The 14,825-nt window shown below is 66.2% G+C and carries 13 protein-coding genes and 1 pseudogene; 6 read left to right on the forward strand and 8 right to left on the reverse strand.

The features are described 5' to 3' along the window. Positions 1 to 5: 5 nt before the first annotated feature. The 7 genes from FFS15_RS14840 to FFS15_RS14870 are packed head-to-tail and all read right to left on the reverse strand — an operon-like array spanning position 6 to position 7,538. A complete protein-coding gene (locus tag FFS15_RS14840) occupies positions 6 to 1,307 on the reverse strand; it encodes a ParA family protein (RefSeq protein ID WP_137845819.1) in 1,302 nt (433 codons plus the stop codon). Further along, positions 1,304 to 2,896: a hypothetical protein gene (locus tag FFS15_RS14845; RefSeq protein WP_137845820.1), complete on the reverse strand. Its 1,593-nt coding sequence runs from the start codon at positions 2,894 to 2,896 to the stop codon at positions 1,304 to 1,306. Before FFS15_RS14845 ends, FFS15_RS14840 begins: the two co-directional genes overlap by 4 nt. After that, the gene (locus FFS15_RS14850; protein WP_137845821.1) at positions 2,896 to 4,386 is read right to left on the reverse strand and encodes an SCO6880 family protein; all 1,491 of its coding nucleotides are present in this window, start codon (positions 4,384 to 4,386) and stop codon (positions 2,896 to 2,898) included. Before FFS15_RS14850 ends, FFS15_RS14845 begins: the two co-directional genes overlap by 1 nt. Continuing rightward, positions 4,383 to 5,846, reverse strand: a complete 1,464-nt coding sequence (locus FFS15_RS14855; protein WP_137845822.1) for a hypothetical protein — start codon at positions 5,844 to 5,846, stop codon at positions 4,383 to 4,385. The genes FFS15_RS14850 and FFS15_RS14855 overlap by 4 nt, the downstream gene beginning before the upstream one ends. A gap of 5 nt (positions 5,847 to 5,851) precedes the next feature. Beyond that, entirely contained in the window at positions 5,852 to 6,151 is a 300-nt protein-coding gene (locus FFS15_RS14860; RefSeq protein ID WP_137845823.1) for a hypothetical protein, read from the reverse strand. A 30-nt stretch (positions 6,152 to 6,181) separates the two neighbouring features. Further along, positions 6,182 to 6,796 carry a M23 family metallopeptidase gene (locus FFS15_RS14865; protein WP_137845824.1) on the reverse strand — a complete coding sequence of 205 codons (615 nt, stop codon included), beginning with the start codon at positions 6,794 to 6,796 and terminating at the stop codon, positions 6,182 to 6,184. 1 nt (position 6,797) lies between these two features. Further along, a complete protein-coding gene (locus FFS15_RS14870) occupies positions 6,798 to 7,538 on the reverse strand; it encodes a hypothetical protein (protein ID WP_137845825.1) in 741 nt (246 codons plus the stop codon). A 379-nt stretch (positions 7,539 to 7,917) separates the two neighbouring features. Here FFS15_RS14870 and FFS15_RS14875 point away from each other — a divergent pair, with 379 nt between their 5' ends. From FFS15_RS14875 to FFS15_RS14910, 6 genes and pseudogenes are all read left to right on the forward strand, one after another. Continuing rightward, positions 7,918 to 8,235 (forward strand): winged helix-turn-helix domain-containing protein, encoded by a 318-nt coding sequence (locus tag FFS15_RS14875; protein ID WP_137845826.1) that lies wholly within the window; start codon positions 7,918 to 7,920, stop codon positions 8,233 to 8,235. 472 nt (positions 8,236 to 8,707) lie between these two features. Continuing rightward, on the forward strand, positions 8,708 to 9,238 hold the full coding sequence (locus tag FFS15_RS14885; protein WP_137845827.1) for a hypothetical protein: 531 nt from the start codon (positions 8,708 to 8,710) through the stop codon (positions 9,236 to 9,238). An 813-nt stretch (positions 9,239 to 10,051) separates the two neighbouring features. Next, positions 10,052 to 10,756, forward strand: coding sequence for a hypothetical protein (locus FFS15_RS14895; RefSeq protein ID WP_137845828.1), 705 nt, complete (start codon positions 10,052 to 10,054; stop codon positions 10,754 to 10,756). 487 nt (positions 10,757 to 11,243) lie between these two features. Continuing rightward, a pseudogene (locus tag FFS15_RS14900) lies at positions 11,244 to 11,809 on the forward strand (IS3 family transposase); the annotation flags it as partial. Positions 11,810 to 11,920: 111 nt separating this feature from the next. After that, positions 11,921 to 12,481 (forward strand): RNA polymerase sigma factor, encoded by a 561-nt coding sequence (locus FFS15_RS14905; protein ID WP_137845830.1) that lies wholly within the window; start codon positions 11,921 to 11,923, stop codon positions 12,479 to 12,481. A 2-nt stretch (positions 12,482 to 12,483) separates the two neighbouring features. After that, positions 12,484 to 13,281 carry a hypothetical protein gene (locus FFS15_RS14910; protein ID WP_137845831.1) on the forward strand — a complete coding sequence of 266 codons (798 nt, stop codon included), beginning with the start codon at positions 12,484 to 12,486 and terminating at the stop codon, positions 13,279 to 13,281. Between the two features lie 345 nt (positions 13,282 to 13,626). Here FFS15_RS14910 and FFS15_RS14915 read toward each other — a convergent pair whose 3' ends face one another. Further along, positions 13,627 to 14,373 carry a hypothetical protein gene (locus FFS15_RS14915; RefSeq protein WP_137845832.1) on the reverse strand — a complete coding sequence of 249 codons (747 nt, stop codon included), beginning with the start codon at positions 14,371 to 14,373 and terminating at the stop codon, positions 13,627 to 13,629. Positions 14,374 to 14,825 lie beyond the last annotated feature (452 nt).

Consider the following 14,825-nt stretch of genomic DNA (forward strand, 5'->3'; position numbering starts at 1 on the left):
CTTGATTAGAGCGCAGCGACGGTGGATGCCGCGGCCTTGATCCATGCACGCTGGGTTGCGGGTCGAAGTGCGTCGAACCGCAGAGGCCCCGACTTCAGGGCCGGGTCGAATGGGATGGTCTCGACGGCACGGACGAGCCCCTCGAACCCGTCCGCGGTCCGCGCGACCTGCGGTCGGTTCGCGGGCTCGGCCTGCGTGACGATCACCACCGCGTTCGCGGCGAGTGCTGCAGACCTCTCGTCGCGCTCGCGGAGCGCCTCGAGCAGCAGCACCGCCGACTCGGCTGACTCCGGCGCCGCGAGGGTAGGGAGCACGAGCTGGTACGAGGAGTCGACCATCCGCAGCCACCGATCCGCCGACTCGTCATTGCCGGAGTCGAAGACGACGAGACGGTAGTAACGCGCGGCGACCTGCATGAGCCGGTCGAAGTCGGCCTGTGCGAGGCGCTGGTGCGCGGCGAGCAGCTCGGGGTTCGAGCGCAACACGTCGTACCGATCGGCGGGCTGGTGGTGAACGAACCGAGCGATGTCGGAGATGGATGCCGTCGGCGCGAGGAGTCGCTCGGCCGCGGGGAGTAGATCGCGGATCGTGGTGTCGTAGAGGCCCTGCTCGGTGCGCCAGCCGAGGGTGCCGCGCGTGTCGTTGTTGTCCCACGCGAGCACGTTGCCGCCCCCGAATCGGGCGTATACCGCGGCGAGCATGGCCGTCGTCATCGTCTTGCCTACGCCACCCTTGCCGTTGGCGACGGCGATGGTGCGGCATCCCGCCCATTGCCGAGCCACGATGCGCTCGCGCTCCATCCGTTCGGCTTCGGACTTCGACGGCCCGTTGACGAGGCCTGCCCGGTAGAGAATCCGCCGCAGTCCCGCTGGGGCGTATGCACCGGCGCCCTCGTCGGCTTCGATGAAGGAGACGCGCTTGGCCCGTGCCGGCGCTTCGGCGTCGGCAGCGTGGCGACGATTGGTGGGAGCGTGTTCGGCGAGGCGCCGGGTTGTTGAGGCGGGCGGCTCGACGGTCCCCTCGCTGAAGGCTTTGGCCGCCTCGGCGGCCGCGATGGGCGTTTCCAATGGGAGCAGCGTTCCGTCCGCGTGAACGATGAGCTGGTGATCGCCCCGGTCGCCGGTGGCGATCAGCTCGAGGGGTGCGGCCGCGCGGCGGGCTTCCTCCGTGGCACGCCGCAGCACGGTTGTACGAATGTCTTCGTGGCCGTCCGCGATGACCAGCTCGATCTTGCCGTCGGAGGCGACGAATCGTGCAGTGTCGCCGGTGACCGTCGCGTACATGCGGAGGGTTGTCGCGCCGTTCATGGTTGCTCCTTCGAGGAGGCGGAGAGCCAGCCGTCGAGGCCGGCGTCGGTCGGTTCGGGCCACAGCGAGTCAAGGTCGTCGGGCTGAAGGAGGTGGAGCGTCGCGTCGTCGTGGTCGGCGGCCTGTACGGCGTCGTCGGTCTTGAACAGCTCGTACTCCCACGGTGTGGAGGTGGCGAAGCTGTCGACGAGGTAGGAGTACTGCCCGACGTAGGCGAGGAACTCGCCCTTGCGCAGCTGCCTGGCCATCTCGACGTGTGGAGCGGGGACGTTGAGTCGCTCGCGGAGGCTGACGGTCTCTTGGTGGTTCACGCGGAAGATGAACTTGTTCTCGATGTCGCCGATCATCGAGTAGGCGAGGTTGCGCTCTTGCGAGTCGGCGTCGCCGACGGCGTCGAGGTCACCCATCTTGTGCAGGATGACGATGTTGCTGATGCCGTAGTGACGCGAGAGTTTGAGCCACTCCTGCTGGCGCTGGAGCGAGGGTAGGCCGCGCATGTCGCGCCACCCCTCTTCGCGGATGACGTACCGGTTGCGGTGAGCCTCGCGATTGAGGATCACCGCTTGCGTCCACGACGTCGTGCAGGTCTGCGAGAGCTGAGCGACGAGGTCGCCGCGCGCGAAGAGCTCGGAGGTGTCGACGACGACGATCGGTGCCTCGTCGTCGAAAGCGACGGTCGACTCGTCCTCGAAGAGGCCTGACAGGTCTCCCTCGACGAAGCGGCGCAGGACGAATCGAGGCTGCACCGCGCCCTCGGCCAGGCGCGGGTCGCTGCCGTCGCGAGAGAGCGCGTCGAGCTGGTGGTAGACGCCGCGCAGGGTCGGGTGGTCAGCGGTCTCGGCGATGCACTGCTCGAGAGCGTGGTGAATGGCGGCGTGCTCGACCGCGGTGAGGTGCGTGCCGGTGAGCGTCGTCTCGACGAGAGAGATGAGGGTGGTGGTGCGTCGCTGCCGCACCATCTGCTCGTGCTGCTCGTCGGTCGTGCCACTGCGTCGCGGACCGCGGTCGAGCGGGTTCAAGCGAGTGGCATGACCACCGCCGAGCCGGATGACATTGCCGCCGGGAATGGCTTCGGCCACAGCGACCCACTCGCCCTTCGGATCGGAGGGAACGACGGCCTGGTGGCCGAAGGCGATGGAGCGGGTGACGAGCATCTTGATCGATGCGCTCTTGCCGGCACGGTACGCACCGAGCACGAGGATGTTCGTCGAGAACGAGCCGCGGTCGGTGGTGTCGGTGTAGGTCTCGAACGGCGAGAAGTGCCATAGCGCATCGGCGTTGAGGTCGACGCCGACGATGGGTCCGCGGTGGCCGAGTCCGGCATCCGCCACGAACGGGTAGATGCCGGCGATGTGCTGTGACGTCGCCTGGTGCGCGGGGATGTCGGGGTGGGCGAGGTTCCAGTACCCGCCCTCGGTGAGTCCCGGACCGAACGGGCCCGGCACCGCGGCCTCGGGGAGTGCGCGGTCGCGGCGCCGCGTCGGTGGGGTCTGTGCGGCGAGAGACTCTCGCGCTGCCGCACGTCGCAGTTCGCGGCGCTCGTTTGGGGTCAGGTCGCCGGGTTCGAAGATGAGCGATGAGCGTGCCATCACTTCATCCCCCGCCCGAGCGGCAGCGCGTTGACCATGAGGGCTTCCGCTTGCTGGCAGTAGAGGACCTGCGCCTCCATCCCGGCGCGGGCGAGCGCGTTGCGCATCCCCGCGACGGCGTGGTCGAGATGCTCCTCGTCCTCGGCGCTGATCGTCAGGTAGCCGCCGTACCGGAACTCACCGTGGCCGGCGACGATCTCCTGCTCTTGCTTCTCGAGGGCGTCCCAGTCCGCAGCATCCGCCGCGCTTCCGTCAGCCCCGCGCTTGGCCCGCAGGTTCTCGTTGCCTCGCCACACCTTCTTCTCGTCGCGGATGCGCTTGAGCGCCTTCGACACGGGCACCGGTGTGAGGACGAGCGAGAGGATGTGGGTGACGGCTTCGTTGGTACTCGGATGCCGAGCAAAGACCAGCGGCGCCACGAAGCCGATCGGGGCGTCGGAGCGTGGCCATTCGTGGATCCACATGGTCGTGTGGACACCTGAGTCGGTGTAGACGACACCGTTGCGACCCTTCGGCTCTTCGAAGTGCATCGGCCCGATCGCAGACGTGGCGACGCCGGCGTGGTCGTCGGCGCGGTTCTGCACGTCGGTCGCGAAAGTCGGATCGAAGGTGATCCGCGCGAGCGCAGCGACGTCGCGAGACGACAGCCACTGGCGCACCCGCACCTTCGCCGACTGCAGCGCATCGGCCAGGTTGCCGGCCTCGATGCGGGCGAGAGCCATGACGGCGTCGCGTCCGCCGCCCAGAGACTTCAGCTGCGCACCGAGAGCGACGAGGTCGAGCGTGAAGGTGAGGTAGTTGCGGTGCGCGACGGCGTACTTCTCGGACTGATCCATCACCTCGCGGTAGTTCGCCGCGACCGGCGAGAGCGCGTCGAGCCCGCGCCGGCGGACGACGTCGTTGTAGTGGTCGCGGGCGGCACGGATCGTCGTCGGCGTGGTGCGCTCCTGCAAGGTGACGCGCTTGATCCCCGGCCGCTGGGTGAACGACGCCAGCACGCGAGACCACTGCTGGGCGAGGTCGTAGCGCTCGGCAGTGTCGTGCATCAGGAACCCCTGCACCTCGAGCTCGGCCGTCACCGACGCGGTGCGGGCCTGCGGGTCGTACGCGCACGACACCCCGTCGACATCCCAGAGCTGGACCGACGCCCGAGTTCCAGGAAGGTTCAGCGTCCCCTCGAGTTGAGCACTCTCGGGCCGGTACCGCTGAGTCGTCGCGCCCATCGCGTGGCGGACCTGCTTCATGGCCCAGAGCCCGGCCATGCGCGGGGCCGAGATCCCGTGGATGCTCGTGAGCGCCGCGCCGCCGAACAGCAGGTAGACCGGCGCTGCATAGAGCAGCCCGAGGGGGCCGAAGCGGTTGACGCCGATGAGGAGAGCGACGGCGGCGAACGCGATGAACGTGAGCTGCCACCCGTCCATCCCCATCACCACTCCCTGCCGAGAGCGCCGCGGCAGTCGGACAGGACGCGCATAGTCGTGCGTGGTCATGGGGTGCTCCTGTCAGATCGTGGGCTCGGGGTGGGTGATGACGCCTGGGGTGCTGCCGTCGATGTCGGTGCGGCGGAACGCTGTGGCCCGGGGGTGGGCGGTGGTGAGGTTCGGCTCGCCGGGGTACCCGGCCCGCGGAGGCCAGTGGTCGTCGACGCGCGGGCGGTGCTGGCGACACCCGCGGAGTTGGATGCCGAGCCGCGCCCCGCGCCGGAGGGGACACCCGCCGGCATCGCGCCAAGCCGAGTCGGGATGCGCATGGCGGATCGCCCGGCGTTGCCGGCCATGTGGGCGGCACCGCTGCCGAGTCGCGACCCGACGCCGTCGGCGGCGACGGCGCCGACAAAGCTGAAGAGGCCGAAGATCGCGAACGGCGCGAACGCCACGAGCACGAGACCCACCAAGAGCGGCCACGATTGCGGGTCCCAAATCGTGTTGACGGCGGCGAGGCCGTTGATGATGAGGGTGACGAACCCGATCGTGAGCGGACCGGTGAGCAGCAGCACGACGACGGCGCTGGCGTAGCGGACGACCCACTGGGGTCCGATGCCGCGAACGGGGAAGATCATCCACGCGATCGGACCGACCGCGATGAGGGCGGCGAGCACGATGTTGCGGAACGCGAACACCACCATCAGCAGCAGCATCGAGAACAACAGCAAGCCGTGGATGAGGAAGGCGAAGAAGTAGTTCGCCTGACCGCCCGCCCACATCACGCTCTGCAGTGTGGAGAACAGGCTCGCGGGGCCTTCGCGGCTCATCACGTACCAGGTGAGGTCGTCGATCGCATTGAGGAGGTGGCCGGTGAGCCACAGTGTCAGCGGCACTGCAGCGACGGCGATGAACGAGCGGACGATGGCGCCCACGAGCTCGCCGCGGTCGCCGGAGATCGCGGCCGCGGCAATCGCCCAGACCATCGCGCCGAACAGAATCATGAGCACGGCCCATTGCCAGAACGACCACTCCTCGGTCGCGGCCGACCACAGCAGCGAGCTGGTGTCGAACCGCATGTTCGAAGCGACCGCGTACATGGCCCCCGTCGCCGTGATCGCCATTCCGCGCCCGGCGTTCTCGAACGTGAGGCACACGACGTCGCCGAGGCTGCAGCCGTACTCGACGACGAGCGCCTTACCGCCGACCGCCTTGATCGCATCCACGTGCTCCTCATAGGTGGTGCAGATCGTCGATCGCTCGCCCTGGACCAGGACGCCGAGGAAACACTGCTGCGGCTTCACGAGCGTCGCGTCGTCGGGCGTGCACGTGACCTGACCCGACGATGCGCGACAGTTCACCGGGTACGCGGGCTCGGACCAGGGTTCACCGATCACGGGCATCACATCGGATCGCATATCGACCACGGGTGCACTGCCCGCGGCGCTCGCCGAGGCTGGCGGAAGCGCGCCGACGGTGGCAATGAACCCGATGAGGGCTCCTGCCAGCGCGGCCCGCAGCATCCTCATGGTCGTCAGAATCCGAAGTCGAAGTTCACGAACCAGGCGAAGAGTCCGGATGCGGCCCCGAGGACGGCCGCGGCGATGAAGATCCACAGGATGTTCTCGCCCGCCCACGTACGGACGCGGTCGGATGCAAGGCCACGGAACGCGAGGGCCGCACCGGCGATGATCAGCATGATCAGCACCACGAGCATTGCGCCTGCCAGGATGTACGACGCGATGACTTGGAAGCCCTGGAAGAACGGGGCGGAGAAGTCCGGCTGGATGTCTGGGATGTCAACATCCAGGGGGATGCGGGTGGTGAGAGTCATTCCGTGCTCCTCTGTGCGATGGGGGATGAGTCAGGTCAGGGGAAGGCCGAGCGCGGCCATGAACGGTTGCGGGTCGATGGAGACGCCGTTCCGCAGCACCTCGTAGTGGAGATGGCAGCCGAAGGATCGACCAGTGTTGCCCTCGGAGCCGATAGGGGTGCCAGCGGTGACGGTCTGGCCGTTCGTGACGCGGATCGAGCCCCACTCCATGTGCCCGTAGAGCGTGACGAGGCCTTCGCCATGGTCTATGCGGACGGTGTTGCCCCAGCCCGAGAGTGCGCCGGCGGTGATGACGCGGCCGGGTCCCGCGGCATAGATGGGGCTGCCGCATCCTTGGGCCATGTCGTAGCCTTTGTGGTTCGTCGAGCAGAATCCGCAACCGACAACAGGGTTGTAGCCGAACCCGCGTCCTTTCGAGTACCCGCCGGCGAGGGGATAGCCCCAGTCACCGTTCGCCTGCGGAGCGGGGAACGGCGCCGCGTCGGGGGCGGTTGCGGTCTGGCCGGCTACGGCGAGGGGGATCGCGACAAGTGGGGTCACGGCGACGCTGACCGCGAGCATCAAGAGAACCAGAACCCCGATCAGCACCTTCCGGCCAGTCCTCGTCGTTGCGAGGGCTGCGGCGGCGGTGACCGGGGCTCCCATGTCAGGGCTCCAACGGCTCCGAGAAGAAGCGGATCACCTTGCAGTCCCCGGCCTGCTGGGAGCTGTTGGGCGTCGGGACGCTGTCAGGCCCACACAGCACCTGCACGGTGAGCCGGGTCGTCTCGTCGTAGGTGACCTCGCCGTCGCCGCCGTCAGAACGGTTGAAGGTGATGGCGATGTCGGCGGTGCCGAAGGTCATGTCGCCCGAGGGGTCGTCTGGCACGGGCGCGAGTGTCACATCGCCAGAGACAACCGAGGCCATACGTCCGTCCTCGTTCGCGAGGGAGTCCCACTCCGACTCGGGGAGCACCACGCTCTGCCTGAGCTCGAGCTTGGCGGCGGCCAACTCTGCCTCGCGGTCTGCCTCGCTGGTGTACCGGGTGTCTGGGGTGAACCAGGTGCCGAGGTACGCGATCCACTCCTCGTAGGTGCTCAGCTGGGTGTCGAAGGTTCCGGCGGCGGCGAGGGCAGCGCGCACGTAGGTTTCGGCATCCGTCGTGATCGGCTCGGGCACCCAGCCTCGTTGTTCGACCGTGGCGTCGACGACGTCGCCGTCGGGCGGGGTTGCAGTGGGTTCCGTGGTCGGCGTTGAGGAGCTCGAGGCGCCTGGAGCGGGTGTGGTCTCCGGCTCGCGAGGGGTGGAGCCGATCGCGGCGATGATGATCGCGACGATGCCAGCGAGCAGGATGAGCGCTCCGAGGATCGCCCAGATCAGTCCACGACGGTTGCGTTGCGCCATCATCGCCGGCCCTCCTGACAAGTCAGGGCGGCGCCAGCGCGTGAGCGGAGTTGCATGACTGACGGCCGCCGTGAGGGCATCCTATGCACGATCGCACGAGAACGAAAACGATGCATGGTCCAGTTATGGAACGTGCGCACGCCGCTACCGCGAGTGGCCGGGGGTGCCCATCTCGCGTCTGAGGTCGACGCTAGCCGAGCCGTGTGGGCGATGTCTGTAGGCCGTTTGGGGGACAAGGGCAGCGGAAACGGTGCGAACACCGTCTTCGCTGCCTCGAATCCCATTGACATATCTGCATGATACATAGATACACTTCAGATGTGTACAACTAATTCATGCGGTCCTGTGGACGAGACCATCCCCGCCACGGGACAATGGACGGGTGCCCAAGTACACCCGCCCCGCGAACAGTGCCAACGCGGAGGATCCCATTCAGGCTTTCGGCAACATGGTGCGGGCAAGCATCATCGGGCACCTGCGCGAGCATCCGAACGAGACTCGCGCAGAGATCGCACGCGCGCTCGACATCCCCAAGCCGACAGCGTTCAACGCAATCGACAAGCTCGTAGACCAGGGGATGCTGATCGCAGACCCTCCGCGTGACCAGGCCACCCGAGGTCAGTGGATTCGGTACAGCGTCGACGACAACGTTGTCAGCCGGATGTACTTCCAGCTCGGCCAGGTGATTCGCGAGCTCTAGGCGGTTGGGCTGAGGCACTGTTGCTGTCGGTCTGTGGTGTGCGGCGGGTGACGGCGTTGCGCCAGACGACGGTGTTGACCGTTCCCGTCGGTCCGTCCCACTCGACGATGACGATGCGATCGTTCCAGCCGGTCGCGAACGCTGCGATGCGTTCGGCGGGTTGGTGTCGCCATTGCACCCACGCCCACACTGGGGGCCGCTCGCCGGGCGCTGGCCACTCGATCGGCTGCGGACCGTAGGCCGAAGAGGGGAGCGTGCAGGGCGGAGGGCCACTCGCCGCGATGCGGGCATCGTTGAGGCGGTCGTAGTGCGCCTCGTACCTCTTGTTCTTCGTCATCCGACCGGGGGTCGCCTTTCTCCGGCCGAGGAGGTTCAGAGTATGTGAGGCGTCGGACAGTCGGGGGTGCCGCTGTGGTGCGCTCGCGGCCGTGTCGGAGGCCGTCGCTAGCGTCGCAAGTGAGGACGGCAGTCGATGAGCGCGATCAGTGAAGTCACACTTCCGCAGCTCCTCGCGGCCAACCGGGGGCTGATAACAGTGGTCGTTCTCGCGTTGGCGTGGGTGTCTCTCGCCGCGTGGCGGGCACGGCGCCGGCGCGTGAGGAAACTGCCTGCGACCCTCGGAGGAGTGCGCATCGAGCTCGCTGGCGTGCACGTCGACGAGGACCTCATCGTCGAGCAGAACTGGCGGATTACGCTGCTGGTGACGAATCGCGGTAGGAAACCGGCAATGGTCCCGGCGTTGAGCTCGAGGGCGACTGTTCGGGCAGGGAAGCGCGAGTTCGCCGGCAGGGTCTACCTTGAGCGCGAAGCTACGGAGCTCAACCCTGACGAGGTGCTTGTTGCTTGGGTTTCATTGCAGGTACCCGGCGGGCGCGTGCCGTGCCGAGTGGCGCTTGAGGTTGGTGGAGGGTACGCGCGGCCTCTTCAACTGCGCGCCGACCTGCAACCAAGCAATTCGGTGCGATGGTTGAGGCCAAGCCGCGCATCGGCCGACGAGCACTGATTTGCCGCCGCTGCTTGACGATCGCGGCGCCCCAACCGGGACGCGATCATCCGCCTCGTCGACGCGGTCCTCGCCGAGCAGACGGACGAAAGGGCCGAAGGGTGCCGCTACCTCGGCCTCGACCTCCTTGCCAAGTCCCGCCTCAGCTTCGTCCCGACCCCGGACCGAGGTGAACACCGACACCGTCCTAGAGCTCTGCGCCTTCTTCCACCCAACAGATCGAAGGAACCTGAGCTGCACCACTTCCCGGGGCTTGACCGGGTCGCACGGGAACACGCCATGTCGCGCCCGACGACTTGAGTGTGAAGTGCCCGTGCCATAAGTTCTGACCAAGCACGCGGCGTCGGGCGGAGTGCGGCTACTTTCTGTTCAAAGTCAGGATCTCCCATGGCATGCCCATCGTGCGGCGGCGTTGAGCGAACCCCCATGGCGGTTGGCTACTGGCATTGTGATTCTCGGGTTACTCGAACACAGCGGTCATGGGTACCACTTCACCCCGGTCACCCCGGAGCGGGTATGCGCCCTCTAGACGAGACGCACCATGAGCCCTGCGGTTTCGATTATCAAGAAGTGGTAGGCGACTCATCTAGCATTCCAACTTGCGCCTGCGGAATGTTCGCGATCGGTGCATGCTCGAGCTGCGGCAAACCGGCGTGCGGAGTACACGGCAAGTTGCTTTCTGACACCTTTCTGTGCCAAGAGCATGCGCTCGAAAGGGTAGCCGCGCTTCGTGAGCTCGAAGCGACAAGGGAGGCTACTCGCCTTCAGGAGGCTCGGGCTTCGACTGCGCCCCCCAGCTCACTGGCCGCGGCGATGCAACGTATCGCAGAGGCTGAGGCGACCGCCATAGGGGCGGCCGCTGCTGCTGCCGCGTCGAACGTTCAGCAACTTCGCCGTGTCGCTGAGGAGCTCCTCCCTGAAGTTCAGCGCCTGGTCCACGAAGTGCTCGCCGCCGCCAGTGCCCGAAGTGTTGAGTACACGGTTTCGGGCGCCCCGCGTAAGAAGGAGCGCGGCGGAAAAACCGTGGAGGATGTGGCAGGCATCGGTCACCACGTAGCCGACCGGACCGTTGGCGGTCGGACGACAGGCTGGCGGACTCAATCCATTTACTCCGGGATTTGGCCGGTGGTTGCTTGGCAGGCCGACTGGACGCCGCCGTCGCCGGACACCGGCCAAAGGGGTCCCGTCGTCGGCGCACTGTGGTTCAATCGCTACGGCATGATGGTGGCCGGACATAGGCCATTAGGCGCGTCCGCGATCGTCGCCATGTCCCCTTTCGTTCCAGTGGGGTTCAGTCGAGGGACCGGGATGATGCTCAGCGGCGTCGCGGAACCGTACGCGAATCTGATGCAACCCGTGCATACTGACGACCTGCCGGTCGACCGCCTCGTGGAACTCCTGCAGGGCACCATCAGCGCGCCCATCCTGTTACAGGCTTCGCTCGCAGACATCGTCCTCGGCGCGGCGCCGAAGATCATGGTGGAACACCGGGACGGGTGGCCCGGTTGGCAAGGATGAGCCGGACGGGCGGCCTCGAGGCCGCTACTACGTACCACGTCGTCGTGCCGGTCCGCGTCCCAATTCTCGTCGTGGGCATCTGACCCGAGGCGAGGTGTGAACAGACGCGTGAACAAACGAGGAGATCGAGTGCAGGCGAACGCAGAATCTGAGAACTTGCGAACCGCGTGATCGCAGGAGAACGCCGGGTACGAGATCGAGTGCAGCTCTGGTGACGTCGTCACATCAGAGTTCAAATCCCACCGTCACCGCCATAAAGCCCTGATCAGAGGCTATTTTTATCGTCTCATTGAATGGGAATTCTGAGGATGCCGCGCCGGCGTGCGCGGCATTTTCTTTCTCTCATCAGGTCTTTTCTCGGGCGTTTCCGGCTTCTCTCGTGGGAAAGAAATGAGAAAGCCTCGCTTGCCCATCTCTTCTCGCTGCGCAGTGTCGCGTTTCGAAGGTCGAAGAAGCGTTCTGCGTATCGGGCACGACACCGCCCGGTGCGCCCGACCTCGTCGACCGGCACTTCTCCCGGTCCCGCACGTGCCAGCTCTGGGTCGCGGACTTCACCTATGTGTGTGGACGTGGTCGGGGTGGGTGTACGTCGCGTTCGTGTTCGACGCGCACTCGCGCCGCATTATCGGCTGGCGTGCGGCGACGTCGATGACCCCGCTCGTGCTGGACTGCCTCGAGATGGCGCTGTGGACCCGCCGCAGAGAGGGCGTCACCGGGCTTGCCGGGCTCACACGCCACACCGACGCGGGAAGCGTCTACACGTCGATCGCGTTTACCGACCGGCTCGTTGACGAAGGCTTCGACCCGTCGGTCGTGTCCGTCGGCGACGCGTACGACAACGCCCTCGCAGAGTCACAGATCGGGCTCTACAAGTCCAAACTCATCCACCTCGAGGGTCCCTGGCGCGACGCCGACCAAGTCGAGGCCTCGACCGCGAGCTGGGTGCTTTGGTTCAACACCGAGCGCCCACACGGCTCGATTGGCGACCTCACACCCGTCGAGGTCGAACAGCTCGACTACGCTCGCATCGAACCGGTCGAGAGAGCGGGCTGACACCAGCAAAACACTCTCCGGATATGCCGGGCGAGTCATTGCGTGGAGGTTAGGGTGGACCCCCGTCCGCGGCGGTTGTGAGGATTGGAGCGTTCGCGGACATTATGAAGTGTGAGCCAATCTGACGCCGAGTTGTGGGCCAACGTCCTCGATGGCGATGAGCGCGCGTTCGGCGCACTGTGGGATAGACACCGCGATCGCACGCTGCGGCATCTCTTCGCGCAGGGTTTTCCCCTAGCGGACGCCGAAGATCTCGTCGCCATCGTGTACCTCGAGCTCTGGCGGCGCCGCCACTCGGTGCGACTAGTGGACGGTTCCATACTGCCGTGGCTGCTGGTGACCGCCCGCAACGTCGGTAGCAACGCGGCGCGGGCACGCCGGCGGTACCACCGGTTCCTGTCGGAGCTTCCGGGCCCCGTCCCCGCGCCGGATCATGCTGAGCTGCACGCGGAGCGCAACGACGAGCGCGTCACAGAGCTACGGGCAGTCCTGGCGGCCGCGTCCCCGCGCGATGCCTCCCTCTTGGCGCTGACAGTTATCGAGGGATTCACCGTGAGTCAGGCGGCCGAGGCTGTGAACATCTCCGAGCCGGCGGCCCGCATGAGGCTCTCAAGACTCCGCACACGTCTACGGCACGCCGTCACTGCCGCCATCGAAAGGACACCGTCATGACTGTGCAATTCACCCCCGAGCGTTCGGATGCGATACGCGAAGCGCTCGTCGCTCACGTTGCTGCTGAGAGCCGATCGCGAAGCCTAGGCAGGCAGGGCGCTCAGCGAGCTGCCGATCCGGCACTTCGCAGCTCGATGAAGCGACGCACCACGCCGAGGGGCCAGCTGGTGGCCGCGTCCGTCGCTCTGGTCCTGGTTGGCGGCGTGGTCGGTGGAACTGTCACGATGCTTCAGGCCGCTTCGCCCATCGCGGACGGATCGTCGACTACGGATGCCACCGCGGGATCGACTCCGTCTGCGGGGACCACGTACGTAGGCTCGGGCGTGGTCATCGAGAAAGGCGGCGAGGTCGCGCTCTGCCTCGGAGGTCACTACCAGTCCATGCCGCCGACTTGCCTCCACACGGCGATCCGTCTTGAGAACTGGGACTGGGCTGACGCCGAATACAGCACCGCGTCCCATGTTCGCTACACCGAGGGCGCTGTGGGAGTGCGCGGCACCGTCAACTGGGCCAGTGACTCGGTGCCGGTGCTCGTCGTGAACGAGGTTCTCGAGCCGAGAGCCCACCAACCCCTTCCCGAAGACGCCGCGACCACTTCTCCGAGCGGCATGTCGAACGCCGAACTCCAGCAAATCGTCGATAGCGAGCTGGCTTCCGTCATCGGGCCCAACGTCGCATCCGTCGTGGGCGGAGTCATTTTCGCGTCGGTCGCATTTGACGATGACACTCTGCAGCGGGCGGCCGATGCTGAGTTCGGCGTCGGTGTCGTCGTCGTTCAATCAGTGCTGCAGAAGGAATGAAAAGGGTGGGACTCGAGGTCGAGTCCCACCCCCTCAAGGCGAGCCGCTCAGTACAAGTACAGGGACGCCTCCAACGCCGCACTGATGGGCGTCACCGGCATGTAGAAGCACCGAAGCGATCCATCAGCGTATTCGCGTACACCGCCGTGCTGACCGTGAGCGATGACGTCCCCCGAGCCGGACATAGTCGTCAGCCACGGGCCGCCGGAGTCGCCGCCCTGGCATGCGCTGACCGTCGTTTCCCTCCACGGGCCCTTCCCGCCCGAGGTGAACGCGATGTTGCGGATCGTTCCTGCGTGGAGGCCGCTCTTGCCGCCGCTCAAGGCGATCGCAGAGCTGACGGGCTCAGACGCCATCCCACCGACTACCCAAACGCACGTCGTTGGTGTTGGCAGCACCGACGAACACGTTCGGGTTGAACTGGCTCTGGGGCGCGCTCCTCATCAGGAACGTGTCGCGCGCAGTGTTGTAGTAGTAGCGCGAGCCGACGGTCACTCCGTAGTTCTTCCACGTGGTTACGCCTGAACTCTCGTAGCAGTGCTCGGCCGTCGATCCCATAATCTCGCCGGTCGTCCACTTCCTCCAGTTGAACCCCGCCGTGCAGTGCGGCGCGGTCGAGAGAGATGAGTCCGTACGCAGCACAGCGCCGCCAGACCAAGGCGCGGCATCATCCTGTCGGTTCTGGAGCACGGTCTTCACGCCAGTCTCGACTTCGGCATTGACTCCGTCGACGCTGATAGTCGCAGCGACGGCGTCGTTCGAATAGACCGTCAGTTCACCCGTACGCGTGTCAATCGAGACGCTGTCCACCGACGACAGGCCGGTTGCGCGCAGAGTCGTCGGGTCGTTCGCAGACAACTCGCGCGCGGACTCGAAGACTTGCTGAGGATCCCAGTCGACCGGGACGAGGGAAATGGGGAGAGACGTCGACTTCGCGGTCTGGGTCGCCGCCGTCACCAGACCCTTGGCTAGCGCGTGCCCGCTCCAGTAGCGGATCTCGAGCCCGCCATCAGGGCGAACCTCCACCTGAGCGACGAGTTCACCGAAGCGGGAATTGGCCCCAACGATCGAGGCCTTCTCAAGGCTCCTCATTTGTCTCAACCAGAGCGTCGTTCTCCGTCGACGCGAGGATTGAGTCGTGGTTAGATTCCGGCGCGCCGCTTGCGGGTTCTTGACCGAAGGCGGCCGAGCCGGAGATCACCACTCCTGCGCTCAGGATCATCGCGGCAAGTCCGACTACCGCTTTCCTAGATGCTGTGGACACATGCTTCCTTTCTGGGGGGTTTATGTCGAAGCTACCGAGTGCTGGAATGGGTTTTCCGAGCGGTACGCGAGGGTGTGGATAACCGGGGTTCGGAGTTGGCGAGAGCGAGTGGGTTCGAACCGGGCGCGGGTTCGCGAGGCGAGCTGGGTGCTGTGGTTCAAGACCGAGGTGTCAGCGACGCTTGAGAACTGGTCAGTTTCGATCTTCGAAAAGTGAACAGTTGCGGGCAGTCTAGCCAGGGGTTTCGTCGGTGGTGGTTCTGATGCTGGGGAGGCTGTCG

The sequence above is a fragment of the Microbacterium sp. 2FI genome, from assembly GCF_005502885.1.
GTDB lineage: Bacteria > Actinomycetota > Actinomycetes > Actinomycetales > Microbacteriaceae > Microbacterium.

What these genes read in the sequence shown, in the direction of transcription:
- FFS15_RS14895 (WP_137845828.1), top strand. Translation starts at nt 10,052, where the DNA reads ATGCAACGTATCGCAGAGGCTGAGGCGACCGCCATAGGGGCGGCCGCT.
- FFS15_RS14850 (WP_137845821.1), bottom strand. Translation starts at nt 4,386, where the DNA reads ATGACCACGCACGACTATGCGCGTCCTGTCCGACTGCCGCGGCGCTCT.
- FFS15_RS14855 (WP_137845822.1), bottom strand. Translation starts at nt 5,846, where the DNA reads ATGAGGATGCTGCGGGCCGCGCTGGCAGGAGCCCTCATCGGGTTCATT.
- FFS15_RS14885 (WP_137845827.1), top strand. Translation starts at nt 8,708, where the DNA reads ATGAGCGCGATCAGTGAAGTCACACTTCCGCAGCTCCTCGCGGCCAAC.
- FFS15_RS14845 (WP_137845820.1), bottom strand. Translation starts at nt 2,896, where the DNA reads ATGGCACGCTCATCGCTCATCTTCGAACCCGGCGACCTGACCCCAAAC.
- FFS15_RS14915 (WP_137845832.1), bottom strand. Translation starts at nt 14,373, where the DNA reads ATGAGGAGCCTTGAGAAGGCCTCGATCGTTGGGGCCAATTCCCGCTTC.
- FFS15_RS14840 (WP_137845819.1), bottom strand. Translation starts at nt 1,307, where the DNA reads ATGAACGGCGCGACAACCCTCCGCATGTACGCGACGGTCACCGGCGAC.
- FFS15_RS14865 (WP_137845824.1), bottom strand. Translation starts at nt 6,796, where the DNA reads ATGGGAGCCCCGGTCACCGCCGCCGCAGCCCTCGCAACGACGAGGACT.
- FFS15_RS14870 (WP_137845825.1), bottom strand. Translation starts at nt 7,538, where the DNA reads ATGATGGCGCAACGCAACCGTCGTGGACTGATCTGGGCGATCCTCGGA.
- FFS15_RS14860 (WP_137845823.1), bottom strand. Translation starts at nt 6,151, where the DNA reads ATGACTCTCACCACCCGCATCCCCCTGGATGTTGACATCCCAGACATC.